The organism is Burkholderia sp. AU33423, assembly GCF_002223135.1.
Classification (GTDB): domain Bacteria; phylum Pseudomonadota; class Gammaproteobacteria; order Burkholderiales; family Burkholderiaceae; genus Burkholderia; species Burkholderia lata_D.
Window position 1 is genome coordinate 544,297 of sequence record NZ_NKFH01000004.1, and the last position, 21,540, is coordinate 565,836.

Sequence of the window (21,540 nt, forward strand, 5' to 3'; positions counted from 1 at the left end):
CAAAACCCGGCGAAGCTTGCTTCGCCGGGTTTTTTTATGGCCGGGCCGTCAGCGCGCGAATGCGTCCGGCGTATCGGTCAGGCGGCGGTGGGACAGCTGTGCCGTCCAGTCCACGCCGGTAGCGGGTGCGTGTGTTGCGCGGGCAGGCTGGGTAGCACGCAGCGCGCTTGCCATTGCGATCAGCGTGAGCGGATCGTCGAGCGTATCGCGCGTATCGGCAACTGTACGCGGCGACGCGGCGAGCCGACCGCGTGTGCGGGCATCGACCATGCTGCCGCGGATCGGCGGCCGCGTGGCCATCAGCATCACGGTTGGTGTTCGGACCGGCGCCGCCGCCATGCGCTTGCCGCCCGAGCGCGGCGATGCGGCAGTGGCTGTCGGCGGCACGCTGGATGTTGCCTTCGGACGAAGCGATGCGGGACGATGCCCGACCTGGTGCGTGGCCGGCGGTGACGCGGCCGTGGTCGCGACAGGCGCTGCCGTCCTGCGCGGCGGTGGCGCACTCGTCGACGTATGCGGATGACCCGCGGCGACCCGCACGGTACTGGACGACGACGTACCGTGATCCGGTACGCCACCTGCCGCGTGAATCGCGTATGCAGGCCCGAACCCCGCAACCGGTTCATGCGCGGCAATCAGCCAGCCGATGATGCCGAGCGCGCCGATAGTCCAGCAGATCGCGTACTTCGCACGCCGGTCGCGAGCGCTGCCGGCGATACGGCGGGAACACGGGCTCTCAGCGGCAGGCAATGCAACCGGCGCCTCGGCACAAGTCGATGCCGACGCCATGGCGGGCGGCGGCTGCCAGTGGCATGCGCGGTGCGGCCGGTCCACGTCGATGCAGGACGTCGTCAGTGTCGCGAGGCAGTGCTTGCCGGGCCGCGCACCGGGGGCGCCGCGAAAGGTCCACTCGCGGCCGAACGACGGCACGTGATCGAGCGGAGCGACGCGAGGGCGGGCGAGTGCGCCTGCAACGGGGACGAGGGGCGATGGGGTCATGAGGGCGGTGCGCCATGCGACACGGGCAACCGTGCCGGTGCGGCGCCGAACTGTGGTTGCAAATCGAGACATTGTGGTCAGCCGGCGAAGCCCGGTCGATCAGATCAATCCGATTTTTGCTTCCGTTTCGGGACGACTCGTACGAGGAGGGCGCGGCGACCGCACTGGCAGGGGCGACTCAAGGCAAATGTCGGGTGGGCGTGGCATGATGCGCGAACCATGCCGGTGCGCGCGTCGTTGCGCGGCGCGCCGCCGGCGGGCAGCGATGCCCGTGCGCGCCGGCCCGGCGCCGCGTGCGTCGTCGGATCCATGCGGCGCGGATTCGCGCCATCCGAGCTGAGCGAGAAAAACATGTCCACAGCGTCACACGCCATCGCGCAGGAGTCGAAAGTCCGCACCGTGTTCCGGGTCGTCAGCGGCAACTTCCTGGAAATGTACGACTTCATGGTCTATGGCTATTACGCGTCGGCCATCGCGAAAACCTACTTTCCGAGCGGCAACGCATTCGCGTCGCTGATGCTGTCGCTGTCGGTGTTCGGCGCGGGCTTTCTGATGCGGCCGGTCGGCGCGATCGTGCTCGGCGCTTACATCGACCATCACGGCCGCCGCAAGGGGCTGATCCTGACGCTCGGGCTGATGGCGCTCGGCACGCTCACGGTGGCCGCGATACCCGGCTATGCGACGATCGGTGTGCTCGCACCGGCGCTCGTGCTGCTCGGCCGGCTGCTGCAGGGCTTTTCGGCGGGCGTCGAACTCGGCGGCGTGTCGGTCTACCTGTCGGAGATCGCGACGAAGGGGCACAAGGGGTTCTATACGTCGTGGCAGTCGGGCAGCCAGCAGGTGGCCGTCGTGTTCGCCGCGTTCGTCGGTGTGCTGCTGAATCGCGCACTGCCGGTCGAGGAGATGACCGCGTGGGGCTGGCGCATTCCGTTCCTGATCGGCTGCCTGATCGTGCCGTTCCTGTTCCTGATCCGTCGTTCGCTGAAGGAGACCGACGAATTCCTCGCGAAGCGTCATCGTCCGACGATGGGCGAGATCATGCGTTCGATGCTCGACAACTGGGGCATCGTGGTGGCGGGCATGGGGATGGTGATCATGACGACGGTGTCGTTCTACATGATTACTGCCTATACGCCGACGTTCGGCAAGGAAGTGCTGCACCTGTCGTCGCTCGACGCGCTCGTCGTGACCGTCTGCGTCGGGATCTCCAATCTCGTGTGGCTGCCGCTGTCCGGTGCGTTGTCCGACCGCATCGGTCGCCGCCCGGTGCTGATCGCGTTCACCGTGCTGACGCTGTTGACGGCTTACCCGGCTGTGCTGTGGCTCGTCGGCGATCCGTCGTTCCTGCGGCTGCTCGCGGTCGAACTGTGGCTGTCATTCCTGTACGCGTCGTACAACGGGGCGATGGTCGTCGCGTTGACCGAAGTGATGCCGGCCGACGTGCGCACGGCCGGTTTCTCGCTTGCCTACAGCCTGGCGACGACGATCGGCGGCTTCACGCCCGCGATCTCGACGCTGCTGATTCATCAGACCGGGAACAAGGCGGCGCCGGGTTTATGGCTGAGCGTTGCCGCGATTTGCGGGCTGATCGCGACACTCGTGCTGTATCGCACGCCCGACGCGCGTAACCAGTACAAGGCGGCCTGACCGGCAGCCGTATGGCGCGCGGCGCCGTCCGCACGCAATGGAATGAGAAAGGGAGCGCGGCGCGCTCCCTTTTTTCGTCTGCGTTCAGGTTTCGCGCAGCATGCCGGCGACCGCGGCCGCCACGTCGTGCCATTCGCCCGGCGCGGGCTGGCGGGCGAGCCTGGCCTGCGGATACCACGGGCAGTCGTCGCCGGTGAACCAGCGCCAGTCGGGCGCGAACGGCAACATCACCCACAGCGGCTTGCCGAGCGCGCCGGCGAGGTGCGCGACCGCCGTATCGATCGTGACGACGCCGTCGAGCCGATCGATCAGTGCGGCCGTGTCGGCAAAGTCGTTCAGCCGGCCGTCGAGCCGATGCACGCGCGGATGCGCGTCGACGCGCGCGCGTTCATCGTCGTCGAGTGCGGGCTGCAACACGATCCAGTCGATGTCCGGCAGCGCGAGCAGCGGTGCGAGTGCGTCGAACGGCATCGAACGGTTTTCCTGCGCCTGCCGGCGCCCCGACCACGCAAGGCCGAACTTGCGCTTCGACTGCCCGCCGAGCGAGCCGCGAAAGCGCCGGCCGGCGCCGTCGGGCGCGTCGAGGTAGCGCGAGCCCGCGACGATGTCCTCCTTCGTCTGAAGCCCGAGCAGGAACGGCAGGCTCATCAGCGTGCACGCGACATCCGCGGCAGGCGGTTTTGCCGCGCCCAGTGCGACGAGCGTCACGCGCCAGCGCGCCGCGGCCGGCGCCAGCAGCGTCACCAGTTCCGGCTGGACTTCGAGCACGACGCGCGCGCAGCGTGCGCGGGCGAGCGGCACGAAGCGGACGAACTGCAGCGTGTCGCCGAAGCCCTGTTCCGCGCGGATCAGCAGCGTGCGCGACGCAATCGGCTCGCCTTGCCAGCGCGGCAGCGCGCCGAGCGGCGTCGCGCCCGGCGTGTCGTGGCGCGCTTCATAGGCCGGCAGGCCGCGCGCGAAGTCGCCGAGCGTCAGCAGCGTGACCGCGCGGTGCAGCCGTGCCAGCGTGAGATCGGGCGCGACGCGCAGCGCCTGGTCGAAGGCGCGCAGCGCCATTTCGTGCGCACCGAGCGCGTGATGTGCGTTGCCGAGATTCAGCCAGGCCAGGCTGAACGACGGATCGAGACCGACGGCACGCTCGTAGTAGGGCAGTGCATCGCGGTGGCGGGCCTGCGCGCTCAGTGCGTTCGCGAGCCCGAACAGCGCGAGCGGAAACGGCGGATGCAGCGCGAGCGCGGCCTCGAACGCGGCGACCGCCTCCGCATGCCGGCCAACCGCATCGAACGTGTTGCCGAGATTGAAATGGGCGGCGACGAAGCGCGGCTGCGCGGCGATCGCGGCCTGGAAATGCGCGATCGCGTCGTCGGCGCGGCCCATCGCGTTCAGCGCCATCGCGAGGTTGTTGTGCGCCCCCGCATGCCCGGGCCGCAGCTCGAGCGCGCGATGGAACGCGGCGAGCGCGTCGTCGTGGCGGCCGAGCGCGTTCAGCGCGTTGCCGAGATTGTTGTGGATCGATGCATCGTCGGGCGTGAGCCGCAGCGCGCGGCCGAATGCATCGATCGCATCGTCGTGGCGCTGCAGCGCCGCATACGCGTTGCCGAGGTTGTAGTGCGCGAGCGGAAATTCGGGCGCGAGCGTCAGCGCGTTGCGAAAGCGGTCGACGGCTTCGTCGAGCCGGCCGAGTGCCTTCAGCGCGTTGCCGAGATTGAGCTGCAGTGCGGCATCCCCCGGCCGCAGCGCGACGGCGCGGCCGACGAGATCGGCCGCCTCGGCGTGCTGGCCCTGCTGGTGCCGCAGCACGCCGAACAGATGCAGCGCGTCGGCGTCGGCCGGATTGGAGGCGAGCGCGTTGCGATAGCCGTGCTCGGCCTCGGCGAGGCGGCCCGCGCGGTGTGCGGCATACGCCTGGTCGAATGCGGAATCCATAACGCGAAAACTGGCGGAAAGCGCGTATTTTCCCACACCGCGTGGTAGTGCCGCGCGTCGGCCGATCGGCATATGGCCCCGTCACGCGGAGCGGCGTAGACTTGCAGGGTTGCGTGTCATCGAGGTTCTCATGGCTGACACACTGCCCGATATCCGGCCCGTGCTGATCGTCGGCGCGGGGCCGACCGGCCTTGCCGCGGCGATGAGCCTCGCGCGGGCCCGCGTGCCGGTGCGCATCATCGATCGGCTCGCCGCGCCCGCGCCGCATTCGCGCGCGATCGGCATCCAGGCGCGCACGCTCGAACTGCTGGAGCAGCATCGCGCGGTCGAGCCATTTCTCGCGCTCGGTCACCGTGCCCATGCGGCCGCACTGCATGCCGACGGCCGCGTGATCGCGCGGCTCGATTTCGATCCGCTGCAAACGCGCTATCCGTACCTGCTGTTTCTCGACCAGACCATCACCGAGCGCCTGCTTGCCGACCATCTGGCCCGGCTCGGCGTGACGGTCGAGCGTGGCGCGACGCTGACCGCGTGCGATGCGGGCGGCGCGTCGCTCGACGTGTCGATCCGCTGTGCCGACGGCCGCGACGAATCGTTCTCGCCGTCGTACCTGATCGCCGCCGACGGCGCGCACAGCACGGTCAGGCATCTGCTCGGCCTGGGCTTCACCGGGCATGCGTTCGAGCAGACCTTCCTGCTTGCCGATTTCGCGGCGATACCCGACTGGCCGGACGAGGAGATCCACCTGTTCACGACATCCGAAGGCATCGCCGGCCTGTTTCCGATGGGCGGCGGCCGTTACCGGCTCGTGGCCGACCGGCCGCCCGGCAGCGACGCGTCACCCGATGCGCCGCCCCCGTCGCTCGCGGAATGCGACGCGATTGTGCGTGCCCGCGCCGGTGCGTCGATCTCGCCGAGCGATCTCGCCTGGTCGTCGTATTTTCATCTGCACAGCCGGATGGTCGACCGGCTGCGTCACGGGCGCGTGTTCTTCGCGGGCGACGCCGCGCACGTCCACAGCCCGGCCGGCGCGCAGGGCATGAACACCGGCATCCAGGAGGCGTTCAATCTCGGCTGGAAGCTCGCGCGCGTGCTCGGCGCGGGCACGCCCGAGCGGCTGCTCGACACGTATCACGCGGAGCGTCATCCGATCGAGCGCGACGTGTTGCGGCAGACCGGGTTCGTCACGCAGATCGTCGAAGCCGAGCGCGGCGCGATGAAGCTGCTGCGCGATCACGTCGTGCCGGTGCTGGCGTCGTTCGGGCCGATGCGCGACGCGGTGCGGCGCACGGTCAGCGAGCTCGGCGTGCAGTACCGGAAGAGTCCGCTTACGCTCGAGCGCGTGCTCGACGGTGGGCCGCGCGCAGGCGAGCGGGCACCCGATGCGCGCGTGCGGGTGCTCGACGGGCCGCTCGGTCAGGCGCCCGGAACGGCGCGGCTATACGACCTGCACGATCCGGCGAGCTTCACGTTGCTGCTGCTGGAGGAGCCGGTGAATACCGACACCGGCGCGGTGCCGCCGATGCCGGCCGATGCGCAGGCGCTCGTGCAGGGGCTCGACCGGATCATGCCGGATGCGGTGCGCGTCTGGCGCGTCACCGATCCCGAAGGCGGCGATGCCGGGCTCGCGCAGGAATACGGCCGCTCGCGGCCGTCGTTTTACCTGCTGCGTCCGGATGGTTACGTCGCCGTGCGCGGGCGCACGGCGACTGACGCGAACGCGCTGCTGCGCCACTGCGAAATCTGGTTCGCGGGCATGTCGCGGTCCGCGTAGCGCTGCGCTCAGGCGCTCGCCGCGGCGGGTACGAGCGACGCGCGGTGCACGGCGATCGCGTCGCGCACGATCGGTGCCGCACGTTGCCCGGCCTCGCTCGACGGATTGTCGAGCGCCGCGAGAAACGCGCGACGCATCCGCGGCTCCCAGAAGCGCCGGATATGGTCGGCGATGCCGGTCAGCGCTTCGTCTCGATCGGGCATCGATTCGAAGAATGCGCCGATCTGGTTGGCCATGTCGATCAGGTGTCCGTTGTCCATCGCTTCCTCACTTGCCTGTCGTCACGCCGGCGGTCGCGGCGGCGCGGCGCTCGAGCAGGTCGAGCTGCTCCGCGTTGAAGCGCGCATACGCTTGCTGCCAGTCGGACGGCTGCGCGACGGGCAGCACCTGCACGGCCGTCACCTTGTACTCGGGGCAGTTCGTCGCCCAGTCCGAGCTGTCCGTCGTGATCACGTTCGCGCCCGATTCGGGGAAGTGGAACGTCGTATAAACGACACCCGGCTGCATGCGTTCGGTCACGAGCGCGCGCAGCACCGTCTGCCCCGCGCGCGATTCGATGCCCACCCAGTCGCCGCTGCGGATACCGCGATCCTGGGCGTCGTGCGGATGAATCTCGAGGCGGTCCTCTTCGTGCCACTGCACGTTCTCGGTGCGGCGGGTCTGCGCGCCGACGTTGTACTGCGACAGGATGCGGCCCGTCGTCAGGATCAGCGGATAGCGCTGCGTGACCTTCTCCGGCGACGCGATGAACTGCGTGATCACGAACTTGCCCTTGCCGCGCACGAATGCGTCGATGTGCATCGTCGGCGTGCCTTCCGGCGCGTGCTCGTTGCACGGCCACTGAATGCTGCCGAGCGTATCGAGCTTCGCGTAGGACACACCCGAGAAGGTCGGCGTGAGTCGCGCGATCTCGTCCATGATTTCCGACGGATGCGCGTAGTCCATCTCGTAGCCGAGCGCGCGCGACAGCATCAGCGTGACTTCCCAGTCGGCGTAGCCCGCGAGCGGCGGCATCACCTTGCGCACGCGCGAGATGCGGCGTTCCGCGTTCGTGAACGTGCCGTCCTTCTCGAGGAACGACGAACCGGGCAGCAGCACGTGCGCGTATTTCGCGGTCTCGTTCAGGAAGATGTCCTGCACGACGATGCATTCCATTGCCGACAGCGCGGCCGCGACATGCTGCGTATTCGGGTCCGACTGGACGATGTCCTCGCCCTGGCAGTAAAGCCCCTTGAAGCTGCCGTCGAGCGCCGCGTCGAACATGTTCGGGATGCGCAGCCCCGGTTCCGGTTGCAGCTTCGCCGACCACGCTGCTTCGAACTGCGTGCGCACGACCTCGTCGCCGATGTGCCGGTAGCCGGGCAGTTCGTGCGGGAACGAGCCCATGTCGCACGAGCCCTGCACGTTGTTCTGGCCGCGCAGCGGATTGACGCCGACGCCTTCGCGGCCGATGTTGCCGGTCGCCATCGCGAGGTTCGCGATGCCCATCACCGTCGTCGAGCCCTGCGCGTGTTCGGTCACGCCCAGTCCGTAATAGATCGCGGCATTGCCGCCCGTCGCATAGAGGCGCGCGGCTTCGCGGACCAACTCGGCCGGCACGCCCGTCACGTCGGCGGTCGCCTCCGGCGAGTTGTCGGCACGCGAGACGAACTCGCGCCATTGCTCGAATGCGCGCGTCTCGCAGCGCTCGGCGACGAATGCATCGGCGACGAGCCCTTCGGTGACGATCACGTGCGCGAGGGCGTTGACGATCGCGACGTTGGTGCCGGGGCGCAACTGCAGGTGGTGGGTCGCCTTCACGTGCGGGCCGTCGACGACGTCGATGCGGCGCGGGTCGATCACGATCAGCTTCGCGCCTTCACGCACGCGCCGCTTCAGCCGCGAGCCGAACACCGGGTGGCCGTCGGTCGGGTTCGCGCCCATCACGACGATCACGTCGGCCTGGCCGACCGATGCGAACGTCTGCGTGCCGGCCGATTCGCCGAGCGTCGTCTTGAGGCCATAGCCCGTCGGCGAGTGGCACACGCGTGCGCAGGTGTCGACGTTGTTGTTGCCGAACGCGGCGCGCACCAGCTTCTGCACGAGGTAGGTTTCCTCGTTCGTGCAGCGCGACGACGTGATGCCGCCGATGGAATCGCGGCCGTACTTGTCCTGCAGCTTGCGGAATTGCGTTGCCGCGTAGGTGAGTGCTTCGTCCCAGCTGACTTCGCGCCACGGATCGGTGATCTTCTCGCGGATCATCGGCTTCGTGATGCGGTCCTTGTGCGTCGCATAGCCCCACGCGAAGCGTCCCTTCACGCACGCGTGGCCTTCGTTCGCGAGGCCGTTCTTGTGCGGTGTCATGCGCACGACCTGCGTGCCCTTCATCTCCGCCTTGAACGAGCAGCCGACGCCGCAGTATGCGCAGGTCGTGACGACCGAGTGTTCGGCCTGCCCGAGTTGCACGACGGATTTTTCCTGCAGCGTGGCGGTCGGGCAGGCGGCGACGCACGCGCCGCACGACACGCATTCCGACGCCATGAACGATTCGCTTTCGCCGGCCGCGACGCGCGATTCGAAGCCGCGTGCGGCGATCGTCAGCGCGAACGTGCCCTGTGTTTCCTCGCAGGCGCGCACGCAGCGGTTGCAGACGATGCACTTCGACGGGTCGTACGTGAAGTACGGGTTCGATTCGTCCTTCTTGTCGCGCAGATGATTTGCGCCGTCGAAGCCGTAACGCACCTCGCGCAGCCCGACGACGCCTGCCATGTCCTGCAGCTCGCAGTCGCCGTTGGCGGGGCAGGTGAGGCAGTCGAGCGGATGGTCGGAGATGTACAGCTCCATCACGTTGCGACGCAGCGACTGCAGCCGGTCCGACTGCGTGCGCACCTTCATGCCCGCTTCGGCAGGTGTCGTGCACGACGCCGGATAACCGCGCCGGCCTTCGATCTCGACGAGGCACAGCCGGCACGAGCCGAACGGTTCGAGCGAATCGGTCGCGCAGAGCTTCGGGACGTTGACGCCGGCTTCGATCGCCGCACGCATCACCGACGTGCCGGCCGGCACCGTGACCGGCTGGCCGTCGATTTCGAGCGTGACGTCGGTATCGGCATGCCGTTGCGGCGTGCCGTAGTCGGTATCGTCGAACGGATCGAGGGCACGCGCCTGCGCAGCGTTCTTGCACGCGCATTGGCCCGAGCCGCAGCCGCCTTGGCGGACGTTGTTCGTGTCGAGGGACATGCAGGGCTCCTTCTGGGTCAGGCCGCAGCCTTGACCGGACCCGACGCGGCAGGTGTGCCGGTAGCGAGCCCGAAATCTTCGGGGAAATGGTCGAGCGCGGACAGCACCGGGTAGGGTGTCATGCCGCCCATTGCGCAAAGCGAACCGGCCAGCATCGTGTCGCACAGGTCGCGCAGCAGCGTGACCTGCCGCTCCGACGTATCGCCGTGGCGGATGCGTGCGATCGTCTCGACGCCGCGCGTCGAACCGATCCGGCACGGCGTGCACTTGCCGCACGACTCGATCGCGCAGAACTTCATCGCGTATTCGGCCAGCTCGGCGAGGTTCGACGAGTCGTCGTGCAGCACGATGCCGCCGTGGCCGACCACCGCGCCAATCGCCGTATACGCTTCGTAGTCGAGCGGCACGTCCCACTGGTGGTCGGGCAGGTAGGTGCCGAGCGGGCCGCCCACCTGCGCGGCACGTGCGGGCCGGCCGCTGGCCGTGCCGCCGCCGAAGTCGAACAGCAGCTCGCGCAGCGTGACGCCGAACGCGAGTTCGACGAGGCCGCCGTGGCGGATGTTGCCGGCGAGCTGGAACGGCAGCGTGCCGCGCGAGCGACCCATCCCGTAGTCGCGATAGAACGCCGCGCCGCGCGCGAAGATCACGGGCGCAGTTGCAAGCGTGATCACGTTGTTGATGACGGTCGGCTGGCCGTACAGGCCGGCGAGCGCGGGCAGCGGCGGTTTCGCACGCACGACGCCGCGCTTGCCTTCGAGCGATTCGAGCAGTGCCGTTTCCTCGCCGCACACGTACGAGCCCGCGCCTTTCGCGACGTGCAGCTCGAACGCGTGCGCGGAGCCGAGCACGTGCTCGCCGAGCCAGCCGGCTTCGCGTGCGCGGACGATCGCGGCTTCGAGCGTGGCGATTGCGTGCGGATATTCGCTGCGCACGTAGATGTAGCCGACCGTCGCGCCGGTCGCGACGCCCGCGATGATCATCCCTTCGATCAGGCAGTACGGATCGCATTCCATGATCAGGCGGTCGGAGAAGGTGCCCGAATCGCCTTCGTCTGCATTGCAGACGATGTATTTCTGCGTGGCGCTTGCTTGCCGGACCGTGCGCCATTTGATGCCGGCCGGGAACGCAGCACCACCGCGGCCGCGCAGCCCCGATTCGATCAGCATTTCGCACGCGGCATCGCCGTCGAGCGCGAGCGCGTTCTTCAGGCCCGCGAGGCCTTCGTATCGCAGGTAGTCGTCGATCGACAGCGGGTCGGTCAGCCCGATGCGGGCGAACGTGAGGCGTTGCTGGCGCGCGAGATAGGGCAGTGCGTCGACGAGCCCGACGCCGCTCGGATGCGTGCCGCCTTCGAGCCAGTTTGCGTCGAACAGGGCCGGCACGTCGGCGGCCGACAGGTTCGCATAGCCGACGCGGCCGGCGGCCGTGCCGACCTCGACGAGCGGCTCGAGCCACAGCAGCCCGCGCGAGCCGTTGCGGACCAGGTCGATGGCGATGCCGCGGCGTGCGGCTTCCGCCTCGATCGCGGCGGCGAGCGCGTCGGCGCCGAGTGCCAGGGCGGACGAATCGCGCGGGACATGGATGCGGGTCGTCATGCGGCCTCCGGCGTGTGGGCGACCGCGTCGGCAAGCAGCGCGTCGAATTTCTCCGGCGTGACCTTGGCATGCAGCACACCGTTGACCGTCAGCGACGGCGACTGCGCGCACAGTCCGAGGCAGTAGACCGATTCCAGCGCGACGTCACCGGGCGCATGCGCATCGGCGGCATCGCCGTGCGCCGCGTCGAACCGGCAACCCGTGCGGGCTTCCGCATGCGCGGCCAGCGCTTCGCAGCCCATGCTGCGGCACGCTTCGGCGCGGCACATCTGGATCGTTACGCGGGCGGGCGGCGCGGTGCGGAAGTGGTGGTAGTAAGTCAGGACGCCGTGCACTTCCGCGCGCGACAGGTTGAGTGCGCGCGCGAGCGGCGCGACGCAGCCTGGCGGCACGTAACCCGCGTCGTCCTGGATCGCGTGCAGGATCGCCACGAGCGACCGGCCGGCGCGCGCATGGCGCTCGACGAGTGCGTCGGGCGCTTGGGAATTCGGGGACATCAGTTGTGCTCCTCCAAAATCTCATATGTGCTCGAAATTCATATAGTGCACATCGAGACTTCGCTCTGATTGATTTTGACCAACGATAAGCGGAAGATTTGGCGGTCGCAATAGGAAATCGGAGTGCATAATTGATTCGCATCGAATGCGACGCGTATCTGACCGTGCGCGACACGGAAGGCCGTGCGGCCAGCCTGTCGGATGTCGCGCCGTTGCTCGAACTCGTGGCCGACACGGGCAGCATTGCGCAGGCCGCGCAAGCGAAAGGGCTGTCCTACCGGCACGCGTGGGGCATGCTGCGCGCGCTGGAGGCGTGCATCGGCGGGGAACTGATCGAAACCGCGCGCGGCAAGGGCTCGACGCTGTCGGCGCTCGGACAGGCCGTCGTCGATGCGCAGCGCCTCGCGCGCAGCCGGCTCGACGGGAACCTGCGCACGCTGGCCGCCGAAGTGGCGAGCGACCTGAACCGGCGGCTCGCGCAGCGCGACGGCGCCGTACGTATTCACGCGTCGCACGGCTACGCGGTCGCGACGCTCGTCTCCGCGCTGGTCGATGCGCAGGCGGCTGTCGACATCAAGTATCGCGAGAGCGTCGAGGCCGTGCAGGCGCTTGCCCGCGGCGAGTGCGACCTGGCCGGCTTCCATCTGCCGCGCGGCGCGTTTCGCGCGCAGTGCGCGCAGATCTACCGGCCGTGGCTCGACGATACGCGCCATGTGCTGATCCACCTGACACGGCGCCAGCAGGGGCTGTTCATTCCGCGCGGCAACCCGAAGCAGGTTCGCGGGCTCGCGGATCTCGCCCGCAACGACATCCGCTTCGTCAACCGCCAGCCGGGGTCGGGCACGCGCATGCTGCTGGATCTTGCGCTGCGCGCGATCGGCATCGATCCCGAGCGCATCGACGGCTACGCGTCGGCCGAGCTTACGCATTCGGCGATCGCGGCGTTCGTCGCGAGCGGGATGGCCGATCTCGGCTTCGGCGTCGAGCCGGCCGCCCATCATTTCGGGCTCGATTTCATCCCGGTCGTCGACGAAGACTATTACTTTGCATGCGAACGCGCGCGGCTCGACGCGCGGCCGCTTGCCGGTGTGCTGGCGTTGCTGCGCGATGCGCGCTTCGTCGAGCGCGTCGCGCATCTCGACGGCTACGATCCGGCTGCGTGCGGAACGCTGACGAGCATCGCGTCGGGGCTGGCCGGCGGCGACGGCGCGAGCGTGCCGGAAGGCAATTCCCGGTAACGCGGACGCAATCGAACCGCGATGCAGCAGCAGGGGATTTACGCTACGCTTGCCGCTTGACCAACGTTCCAACAAGCACGCCGTTCAAGCGTCATCCCGCCATGAAATTTTCCGTTCCCCTCGCCGCGGCAGTGTTGACCGCGGGGCTGCTGGCCGCTGTTTCGCCGTTCGCGCTCGCGCAGAATTCGCCCGGTGTGCCTGGCGGTATCCTGAGTGAACAGTTTCGCCTGAACGAGCATCCGCAGATGCCGTTCGCGGCGTCCGCGCCGTCGGAGAAATACCAGAGCGGCAAGAAGTCGGCCTTGCGCCGCAAGGGCGACCTGGGCGATCCGAACGGCTGCAACCTGAAGTGTCCGATGGATAGCCGGTAACCTGGCTGACGGGCGCGTCCCCACGAGGGGCCCGCGGCACCGGTTCGACTGGCGGGCGTTGCGCTCGCACGCCGACCTGACAGACCGGTGGCAGCCGGACGCCCGTGCGATTTCCGATTTTGTCCGAGCCCCACGAAGCGTTGCCGCTTCGCGGGGCTTTTGCTTTCCGGCGCATCTTCATGCGATTCGACGCCGGGCGATGCAGGGGGGGTGCCCCTATGTCGTTCGTCAAGCGTTAGGGGCTGACTTGGGTTGGTAAATGGTGCCGTCGCGCAGCATGGCGAACAGGACGTCGCAGCGTCGCCGTGCTAGCGCGATGAGCGCTTGGTTGTGGCGCTTGCCCTGCTGGATCTTGCGCGCGTAGTAGGCCCGCGAGAGGGGGTCCCGCAAGGCCGCGAAGGCGGATAGGAACAAGGCGCGTTTGAGCACCTTGTTCCCTCGTCTGGATGGATGCTCGCCGCGGATGGATGAGCCTGAGCGCCGGGTGACTGGGGCAAGGCCGGCGTAGGCCGCCAAGTGGGCGGCCGAAGCGAACGCTTTATGGGCGACCTCGGTCAGGAGTCTGGCGGCGGTCCTGACGCCGACTCCCGGCATGCTGGTCAGGACCGGCCAAAGAGGGTGAGCAAGCACCAGTCGCTCAACTTCGGCGGCGACCTCGTCGCGTTGCTTGCGCAAGGCCGCAAGCTGCTGAGCCAAGCGAGGCATAACGATGGTGGCAGCTTGCGTGCCGGGCACGGTCACGGCTTGTTCGCTCAGCGCCTGAACGATCTCGGCCGACAAGCCTTTGCCCATGCGCGGTGCGAGCTTGGTCAGGCGATTGGCGAGTGTCTTCTCGCTGGTGGCGGCGAGCGCGGCGGGCGACGGATAGCGCTCAAGCAGATCGAGCACCGCTGGATGGTCGAGGCGCGGTCCGAGAACGCGTTCGAGAGCGGGATGGATCTGGGTGAGCAAGCCGCGAATGCGGTTGCTGGTTTGGGTGACTTGGTCGGCGAGATCGTCGTCGAAGCCGCACAGCATGGTGAGTTCGGCGAGCTGCTCATCGGCCAACCGAAGCGAGCGCAGTGTGTGCGGCATCGAGCGAGCGGCTTCGGCGATGATCGCGGCATCGCGGGCATCGGTCTTGGCTTCGCCGGCGTGCAGATCAGCGATGCGGCGCATGGCCAGTCCGGGCAGATAGGCGACGAGTACGCCTTCATCGCGGGCAACGGCCACGGGAAGCGCGCCGATGGTGGAAGGCTGATCGACGACGAACAGGAGTCGGCCGTGAGTCTTGAGTTCGTCGATGAGGGCGCGCAACTTGGCCTCGTCGTTGGGTAGCGCCTTGTTGTACAGGCGCTTGCCGTTCCGATCGAGCGCGACGGCGTGATGCTGGCCTTTACCGACATCAACACCGACGAAGACATCGACGGCGCTATGTTGTTGAGTGTCTTGCATCGAAGTATGAGCAGAGTGAACGGATTGGCCTGCAACATCGGTGGCAAGTCTCGGCATCCACGTTACGGACGGCGTCGGGATATCCCGGCCAAACCCCTATCAGCGATCACCAGCCACCCACCAGGCCCGGTGACAACACCCCCCGGATCATGACTGCGACTGGGGGCGAGAATCATGCCGGGCCTGGCTGGCCAAAGCCCCGATTATCGGGGCGTGAAGATAGTAACGGGGGCGCATCGCCGGCCTGACGGGTGATTTAGGGTTAACCCGTAAATCAGGAAGGATGTCTTTCAGAAACCTGCCTTATTCTTAAGCATCCGCCTACATAAACTTCGGGTTGTCAGCGATGAACAAGGTGTTCACCGCGAACACAGACAAATCTGGAGGTAGGTCATCATGAAGTCGCTCGTTCAAGCCGTTGTCGTTGCTGCCGCTCTCGTTGCCCCGGTCGTGTCGTTCGCCCAGTCGGGCTCGACGATCACCCGCGCACAGGTTCGCGCCGAACTGGTCCAGTTGCAGCAGGCAGGTTACAACACCGCTCGCGGCGAAGATCCGCATTACCCGGAAGCGATCCAGGCTGCAACGGCGCGTGTTGCAGAGCAGCAGCGCGCTGCGCTGGCGCAAGCGCAAGGCGCCGACGCTAGCGGTTACGGTGCGCAGGCGAAGGGCGCGTCGGCATCGGGTTCGCGCGCAATGGGCGTGCGCCCGGCCACCGCTGAAGAAATGAAGTCGCTGTATCGCGGCAGCTAAGCCGCGTATTGCCCGGTGTGCGTGAATGCCGGGTGCGACGACACGTCGCGCCCGGCGCCGCCGCACCCGGGCTGGCCGCTGCCTGGCGCGATCGATGATTGCGCAGGCGCGGCAGCACATCCGTCACCTCCTGTCGCCGGACGTCCGGCGGCATTCCGCCCGGCCCACCCGTGGCTGGGCGCTTTTTCGGCAGGAGAGGGGCGCATGCGTTTCGCCGGCAACAAAAAACCCCGCAGACTTGCGTCATGCGGGGTTCGTGCGGCGAGCGCGGAATTTGGTGGAGGCGGCGGGAATCGAACCCGCGTCCAGAAGCGCTCCACGACTAGTTCTACATGTTTAGTTCAGTCATTTGATTTAACCGCAGCGACGCGGACGAACACGCTGCACTACGGCGATTCGCTAGGTTTTCGACCCTGGCGTCGCGACGCCGACAGGGCTTAACTGACGTAAATGACCTCTGGCGGTATTGCTACCGGTCTTGCGACACTAGCCCGTCAGTGAACTAGGCAGAGGACGGCGGCCGTTAGGCTGCCAGTGCGAACGTATCGTCGTTTGCAGTTACGATTTTCCCATTGATTAACGAGGTGACGGGTCCTCGACATGCCCTAGCCGCTTCACAACCCCTGTCGAAACCAGGTCGCCCCCGCGGATAAGATCAATCATTATAGCCCAACATCGCGCAGCAGTTCGCGCAGTTGCAGCGTCGTGTCGACGAGATGCTGCGCTTGCCAGTCGGCCGGCGCGGCGCCATCACCACAATAGCCATACGCCGCCGCGACCGTCGCCATGCCGGCGGCGCTGCCGGCCTGAATGTCGCGCAGGTCGTCGCCGACGTAGACGATGCGCGAAGGCGCGAGCGTCAGCTGGTCGGCCGCATGCAGCAGCGGGGCCGGGTGAGGCTTCGGGTGCGGCGTTGTGTCGCCCCCGACGACGCAGGCGGCGCGCCGCGCGAGGCCGAGCAGGTCGACGAGCGGCGCCGTGAGCCGCATTGCCTTGTTCGTGACGATGCCCCAGCGCACGCCGCGCGCGTCGAGTTCGTCGAGCACGTCGCCGATGCCCGGGAACAGCGTCGTATGCACGCACAGATCCGTCGCGTAGTTGGCCAGGAATTCGTCGCGCATCGCTTCGTAGCCGGGCGTGTGCGGATCGATGCCGAACGCGCCGCCGAGCAGGCCGCGTGCGCCGGCCGAGGCCAGAGGCCGCAGCACGTCGAGTGGTGTTTCGGGCAGGTCGCGCACGCGTTGCATCTTGTTGACGGCAGCCGCGAGATCGGGCGCCGTGTCGGCGAGCGTGCCGTCCAGGTCGAACAGCACGGCATCGCAGTGCAGCAGGCGCGGTTCGTCGAGGGCAGCCCGCGCGGTCGAGAGGGGAGTCGTCATGCCGGTTGGAAGGTCACGCGCCGCGACGGCACGCGACGAGGTAGTTGATGTCGGCGTCGTTCGACAGCGCGAAGCGCTTGCCGATCGGGTGATACGTGATGCCCTTGATCTCCACGATGTGCAGATCCGTTGCCCGCACGAAGCCGGCCAGTTCCGACGGACGGATGAAGCGCGCGTAGTCGTGCGTGCCCTTCGGCAGCATTTGAGCGATGTACTCCGCGCCGATCACGGCGAACAGGTATGCCTTCAGGTTGCGGTTCAGCGTCGAGAAGAACACCCAGCCACCCGGCTTCACGAGCGTCGCGCAAGCGGCGACGATATCGCCGGGCGACGGCACGTGCTCGAGCATTTCCATGCACGTGACGACATCATAGGTGCCCGGTTCGCGCGCGGCGATCGCTTCGGCAGCGATGGCCTCGTAATCGACTGAGATGCCGCTTTCGAGACTGTGCAGGTCGGCGACGCCGAGTGCTTCGGTCGACAGGTCGATGCCTTTCACCTGCGCGCCGAGTCCGGCCATCGATTCGGACAGGATGCCGCCGCCGCAGCCGACGTCGAGTGCGCGCTTGCCGGCGAGGTGCGCATGCGCATCGATCCAGCCGAGCCGGACCGGGTTCAGGTCGTGCAGCGGCTTGAATTCGGCATTCGGATCCCACCACCGATGGGCGAGGTCGCTGAATTTCTGGAGTTCGTGCGGATCGGCGTTGGTCATGTCGGCAAACGGGCTACGGGAGGAGGGCGGTGCTGCGATTCGTCAGCCCCGAGTATATAAGGAAGCGGACGAGCGGCGAAGCGGCGAGCGCCTGGACGGGCGTCAATGAAAAAGCCCCGCCGGAGCGGGGCTTTGAAGCAGTCGAAAACCGCGGCTTAGTTTGCCGGAACGGTCGTCTTCTGGACTTCTTGCGTACCGACCACTTCGACTTCCACGCGGCGGTCCGGTGCGAGGCAGGCGATGAGTTGCTTGCGGTTCTTCTGGTTGCAGCCCGTCGTAACCGGGTTGCGCTTGCCCTTGCCTTCCGTGTAGATCTTGTTGGCCGGCACACCCTTGCTGACCAGGTACGACTTCACGGCTTGCGCACGGCGCAGCGACAGACGGTCGTTGTACTTGTCCGAACCGATGCGGTCCGTGTAGCCCGTTGCGACGACCACTTCCGTGTTCATGCCCTGGATCTTCGACGACAGTTCGTCCAGCTTTTGCTTGCCCAGCGGCTTGAGCGTTGCCTTGTCGAAGTCGAACAGTGCGTCAGCTTGATACGTGATCTTCTGGCTCGTGATTGCCGGAGCGGCCGGAGCGACCGGTGCCGGTGCCGGTGCCTGGGCGACCAGTGCGCCATCGCACTTCGCGTTGGCGGTGGCCGGCGTCCAGAACGCATCGCGCCAGCAGAGCTCGTTCGTACCGTTCATCCACACCCATTCGCCCGTGCCGTTGACCCAGTTGTCATTGACGGCTTGGCGCGACGCCGGCACCGACTGTGCCGAAGCGGATGCAGCCATAACTGCGGTAGCTGCAATGAACGCGAGCTTTGAAAGTTTATTCATATTTCTCCTCTCGAAATTGAGATTACCGCAGGTTTACTGCGAGCCTGTTGACGGTGACAAGTCATACATTGCTCGAAGTATAACATTGGTGCGGCACAAAAAACGCGGCGCCGCCTCTGTGTAGACTTCGAGCAGCGTCTAACTTTCAGTGCGTTGGCATTTTGCCATATCGTTCCCTTCCTACGAAAAAAAATCCTCCCCACCCCAAGATCGCTTCAACTTTGTGGTGCATGCGCAACACTGACCTGCCGTAACTTTTAGAGATTGTCAAGAGTGTGGCGGCGAAATTGCGCCGATGAATGCAGTTGTTTACTCGTGCGCGAGAAACACGTGACGCGGCAATCGTCTGTGATGCCGAGTCGGGTGCGATTGCGAGGTGCAATTGCGGCCGATTCGCTGACGCCGCGATTTTTGCTATTCATATATAGAGGGGGCGAATTGGCGGCTGATGGGCGCATGTTAGAATCTCGCGTTGCGTTGCGCATGCAGCGCCCACGCGAAAGGCGTTCGCCGTCTTCGCTCCGAAACGATACGGATACATGGATCAATTCGCCAAAGAGACCCTGCCCACCTCCCTAGAAGAGGAAATGCGCCGTTCGTATCTCGATTACGCGATGAGCGTGATCGTCGGACGTGCCCTCCCGGATGTCCGCGATGGCCTGAAACCCGTGCACCGGCGCGTGTTGTTCGCGATGCACGAACTGAACAACGACTGGAACCGCGCGTACAAGAAGTCGGCGCGTATCGTCGGTGACGTGATCGGTAAGTACCACCCTCACGGTGACACCGCGGTCTACGACACCATCGTGCGGATGGCGCAGGACTTCTCGCTGCGCTACATGCTGATCGACGGGCAGGGCAACTTCGGCTCGATCGACGGCGACAATGCCGCGGCGATGCGTTACACCGAAATTCGCATGGCGAAGATCGGTCACGAGCTGCTCGCGGACATCGACAAGGAAACGGTCGACTTCGAGCCGAACTACGACGGCAACGAAATGCAGCCGTCGGTCCTGCCGTCGCGCATCCCGAACCTGCTGATCAACGGCTCGTCGGGTATTGCGGTCGGCATGGCGACCAACATCCCCCCGCACAACCTGAACGAAGTCGTCGACGCGTGCCAGCACCTGCTGGCCAATCCGGAAGCGACGATCGACGAGCTGATCGAGATCATCCCGGCGCCGGATTTCCCGACGGCCGGCATCATCTACGGCGTCGCCGGCGTGCGCGACGGCTATCGCACCGGGCGCGGCCGCGTCGTGATGCGTGCGGCCACGCACTTCGAGGAGATCGACCGCGGCCAGCGGATGGCGATCATCGTCGACGAGCTGCCGTACCAGGTGAACAAGCGCTCGCTGCTCGAGCGGATCGCCGAACTCGTCAACGAGAAGAAGCTCGAAGGCATCTCCGACATCCGCGACGAGTCCGACAAGAGCGGCATGCGCGTCGTGATCGAGCTCAAGCGCGGTGAAGTGCCGGAAGTGGTGCTGAACAACCTGTACAAGGCGACGCAGCTCCAGGACACGTTCGGCATGAACATGGTCGCGCTCGTCGACGGCCAGCCGAAGCTGCTGAACCTGAAGGAAATCCTGCAGTGCTTCCTGTCGCATCGACGCGAAGTGCTGACGCGCCGCACGATCTACGAACTGCGCAAGGCTCGCGAACGCGGCCACGTGCTCGAAGGTCTCGCGGTCGCGCTCGCGAACATCGACGAGTTCATCGCGATCATCAAGGCCGCGCCGACGCCGCCGATCGCGAAGGCGGAGTTGATGGCGAAGCCGTGGGATTCATCGCTCGTGCGCGAGATGCTCACGCGTGCCGAGAGCGAGAACGCGGCGGCCGGCGGCCGCTCCGCGTACCGCCCGGAAGGCCTGAACCCGGCGTTCGGCATGCAGGCCGACGGGCTGTACCGCCTGTCCGACACGCAGGCCCAGGAAATCCTGCAGATGCGTCTGCAGCGCCTGACCGGCCTCGAGCAGGACAAGATCATCGGCGAGTACCGCGAAGTGATGGCCCAGATCGCCGACCTGCTGGACATCCTCGCGCGCCCCGAGCGGATCACGACGATGATCGGCGAGGAGCTGACCTCGGTGAAGGCCGAGTTCGGCGACGCGCGCCGCTCGAAGATCGAGCTGAACGCGACCGAGCTGAACACCGAAGACCTGATCACGCCGCAGGACATGGTTGTCACGATGTCGCATGCGGGCTACGTGAAGTCGCAGCCGCTGTCCGAGTACCGTGCGCAGAAGCGCGGCGGTCGCGGCAAGCAGGCGACGCAGATGAAGGAAGACGACTGGATCGAGACGCTGTTCATCGCGAACACGCACGATTACATCCTGTGCTTCTCGAACCGCGGCCGCGTGTACTGGGTCAAGGTCTATGAAGTGCCGCAGGGCTCGCGCAACTCGCGCGGCCGCCCGATCGTCAACATGTTCCCGCTGCAGGAAGGCGAGAAGATCAACGTCGTGCTGCCGGTCAAGGAATTCTCGGCCGACAAGTTCATCTTCATGGCAACGTCGCTCGGCACCGTGAAGAAGACGCCGCTCGAGGCATTCAGCCGTCCGATGAAGAAGGGCATCATCGCGGTCGGCCTCGACGAAGGCGACTACCTGATCGGCGCGTCGATCACCGACGGCGCGCACGACGTGATGCTGTTCTCGGACTCCGGCAAGGCCGTGCGTTTCGACGAGAACGACGTGCGTCCGATGGGTCGCGAGGCGCGCGGCGTGCGCGGCATGCAGCTCGAGGACGGGCAGCAGGTCATCGCGATGCTGGTCGCCGGCAGCGAGGAGCAGACGGTGCTCACCGCCACCGAAAACGGCTACGGCAAGCGCACGCCGATCACCGAGTACACGCGTCACGGCCGCGGCACGAAGGGTATGATTGCGATCCAGACGTCCGAGCGTAACGGCAAGGTCGTGGCTGCGACGCTCGTCGACGCCGAGGATCAGATCATGCTGATCACGACGGCCGGCGTGTTGATTCGCACCCGTGTTTCCGAGATACGCGAAATGGGGCGCGCCACGCAAGGTGTTACACTCATCAGTCTCGATGAGGGTACCAAGCTCTCTGGCCTGCAGCAGATCGCGGAGGCCGAAGAGGGAGAGGGCGAAGCCGACGAGGCGTCGGACGGCGAAGCCTGAAGAACGGATGAGACTCTGGCCGCCGCGGG

16 protein-coding genes and 1 other RNA gene are annotated in these 21,540 nt (G+C 66.7%); 6 read left to right on the plus strand and 11 right to left on the minus strand.

What is annotated here, in order from left to right:
* Positions 1 to 48: 48 nt before the first annotated feature.
* On the minus strand, positions 49 to 999 hold the full coding sequence (locus CFB50_RS05235; RefSeq protein ID WP_179254151.1) for a hypothetical protein: 951 nt from the start codon (positions 997 to 999) through the stop codon (positions 49 to 51).
* A 351-nt stretch (positions 1,000 to 1,350) separates the two neighbouring features.
* Between CFB50_RS05235 and CFB50_RS05240 the strand changes: the two genes are divergently transcribed.
* The gene (locus CFB50_RS05240; protein WP_089446035.1) at positions 1,351 to 2,646 is read left to right on the plus strand and encodes an MFS transporter; all 1,296 of its coding nucleotides are present in this window, start codon (positions 1,351 to 1,353) and stop codon (positions 2,644 to 2,646) included.
* 84 nt (positions 2,647 to 2,730) lie between these two features.
* On the opposite strand, the gene CFB50_RS05245 is transcribed toward CFB50_RS05240, so the two are convergent.
* Positions 2,731 to 4,572, minus strand: coding sequence for a tetratricopeptide repeat protein (locus tag CFB50_RS05245; RefSeq protein ID WP_441299793.1), 1,842 nt, complete (start codon positions 4,570 to 4,572; stop codon positions 2,731 to 2,733).
* A gap of 130 nt (positions 4,573 to 4,702) precedes the next feature.
* Between CFB50_RS05245 and CFB50_RS05250 the strand changes: the two genes are divergently transcribed.
* Positions 4,703 to 6,346: an FAD-dependent monooxygenase gene (locus tag CFB50_RS05250; RefSeq protein WP_089445155.1), complete on the plus strand. Its 1,644-nt coding sequence runs from the start codon at positions 4,703 to 4,705 to the stop codon at positions 6,344 to 6,346.
* Between the two features lie 8 nt (positions 6,347 to 6,354).
* On the opposite strand, the gene CFB50_RS05255 is transcribed toward CFB50_RS05250, so the two are convergent.
* The 4 genes from CFB50_RS05255 to CFB50_RS05270 are packed head-to-tail and all read right to left on the minus strand — an operon-like array spanning position 6,355 to position 11,657.
* On the minus strand, positions 6,355 to 6,606 hold the full coding sequence (locus CFB50_RS05255) for a formate dehydrogenase subunit delta (protein WP_089445156.1): 252 nt from the start codon (positions 6,604 to 6,606) through the stop codon (positions 6,355 to 6,357).
* A 7-nt stretch (positions 6,607 to 6,613) separates the two neighbouring features.
* The gene (gene fdhF, locus CFB50_RS05260; RefSeq protein ID WP_069247418.1) at positions 6,614 to 9,565 is read right to left on the minus strand and encodes a formate dehydrogenase subunit alpha; all 2,952 of its coding nucleotides are present in this window, start codon (positions 9,563 to 9,565) and stop codon (positions 6,614 to 6,616) included.
* A 17-nt stretch (positions 9,566 to 9,582) separates the two neighbouring features.
* A complete protein-coding gene (locus tag CFB50_RS05265) occupies positions 9,583 to 11,160 on the minus strand; it encodes a formate dehydrogenase beta subunit (RefSeq protein ID WP_089445157.1) in 1,578 nt (525 codons plus the stop codon).
* The gene (locus CFB50_RS05270; protein ID WP_089445158.1) at positions 11,157 to 11,657 is read right to left on the minus strand and encodes an NAD(P)H-dependent oxidoreductase subunit E; all 501 of its coding nucleotides are present in this window, start codon (positions 11,655 to 11,657) and stop codon (positions 11,157 to 11,159) included. Before CFB50_RS05270 ends, CFB50_RS05265 begins: the two co-directional genes overlap by 4 nt.
* 131 nt (positions 11,658 to 11,788) lie before the next feature.
* Between CFB50_RS05270 and CFB50_RS05275 the strand changes: the two genes are divergently transcribed.
* Positions 11,789 to 12,895, plus strand: coding sequence for a substrate-binding domain-containing protein (locus CFB50_RS05275; protein ID WP_089445159.1), 1,107 nt, complete (start codon positions 11,789 to 11,791; stop codon positions 12,893 to 12,895).
* A 101-nt stretch (positions 12,896 to 12,996) separates the two neighbouring features.
* Positions 12,997 to 13,266, plus strand: coding sequence for a hypothetical protein (locus CFB50_RS05280; RefSeq protein ID WP_089445160.1), 270 nt, complete (start codon positions 12,997 to 12,999; stop codon positions 13,264 to 13,266).
* A 228-nt stretch (positions 13,267 to 13,494) separates the two neighbouring features.
* On the opposite strand, the gene CFB50_RS05285 is transcribed toward CFB50_RS05280, so the two are convergent.
* On the minus strand, positions 13,495 to 14,700 hold the full coding sequence (locus CFB50_RS05285; protein ID WP_179254152.1) for an IS110 family transposase: 1,206 nt from the start codon (positions 14,698 to 14,700) through the stop codon (positions 13,495 to 13,497).
* 396 nt (positions 14,701 to 15,096) lie between these two features.
* On the opposite strand from CFB50_RS05285, the gene CFB50_RS05290 reads away from it, so the two are divergent.
* On the plus strand, positions 15,097 to 15,450 hold the full coding sequence (locus CFB50_RS05290) for a DUF4148 domain-containing protein (RefSeq protein WP_089445162.1): 354 nt from the start codon (positions 15,097 to 15,099) through the stop codon (positions 15,448 to 15,450).
* 275 nt (positions 15,451 to 15,725) lie between these two features.
* On the opposite strand, the gene ssrA is transcribed toward CFB50_RS05290, so the two are convergent.
* The 4 genes from ssrA to ompA form a co-directional block, all read right to left on the minus strand.
* Positions 15,726 to 16,095: a transfer-messenger RNA gene (ssrA, locus tag CFB50_RS05295) on the minus strand.
* Between the two features lie 17 nt (positions 16,096 to 16,112).
* The gene (gene gph, locus CFB50_RS05300) at positions 16,113 to 16,829 is read right to left on the minus strand and encodes a phosphoglycolate phosphatase (RefSeq protein ID WP_089445163.1); all 717 of its coding nucleotides are present in this window, start codon (positions 16,827 to 16,829) and stop codon (positions 16,113 to 16,115) included.
* Between the two features lie 13 nt (positions 16,830 to 16,842).
* A complete protein-coding gene (gene ubiG, locus CFB50_RS05305; protein ID WP_069247425.1) occupies positions 16,843 to 17,541 on the minus strand; it encodes a bifunctional 2-polyprenyl-6-hydroxyphenol methylase/3-demethylubiquinol 3-O-methyltransferase UbiG in 699 nt (232 codons plus the stop codon).
* Between the two features lie 155 nt (positions 17,542 to 17,696).
* Entirely contained in the window at positions 17,697 to 18,368 is a 672-nt protein-coding gene (ompA, locus tag CFB50_RS05310; protein ID WP_069247426.1) for an outer membrane protein OmpA, read from the minus strand.
* Positions 18,369 to 18,907: 539 nt separating this feature from the next.
* Here ompA and gyrA point away from each other — a divergent pair.
* The gene (gene gyrA / locus CFB50_RS05315) at positions 18,908 to 21,511 is read left to right on the plus strand and encodes a DNA gyrase subunit A (RefSeq protein ID WP_089445164.1); all 2,604 of its coding nucleotides are present in this window, start codon (positions 18,908 to 18,910) and stop codon (positions 21,509 to 21,511) included.
* Positions 21,512 to 21,540: the final 29 nt, after the last annotated feature.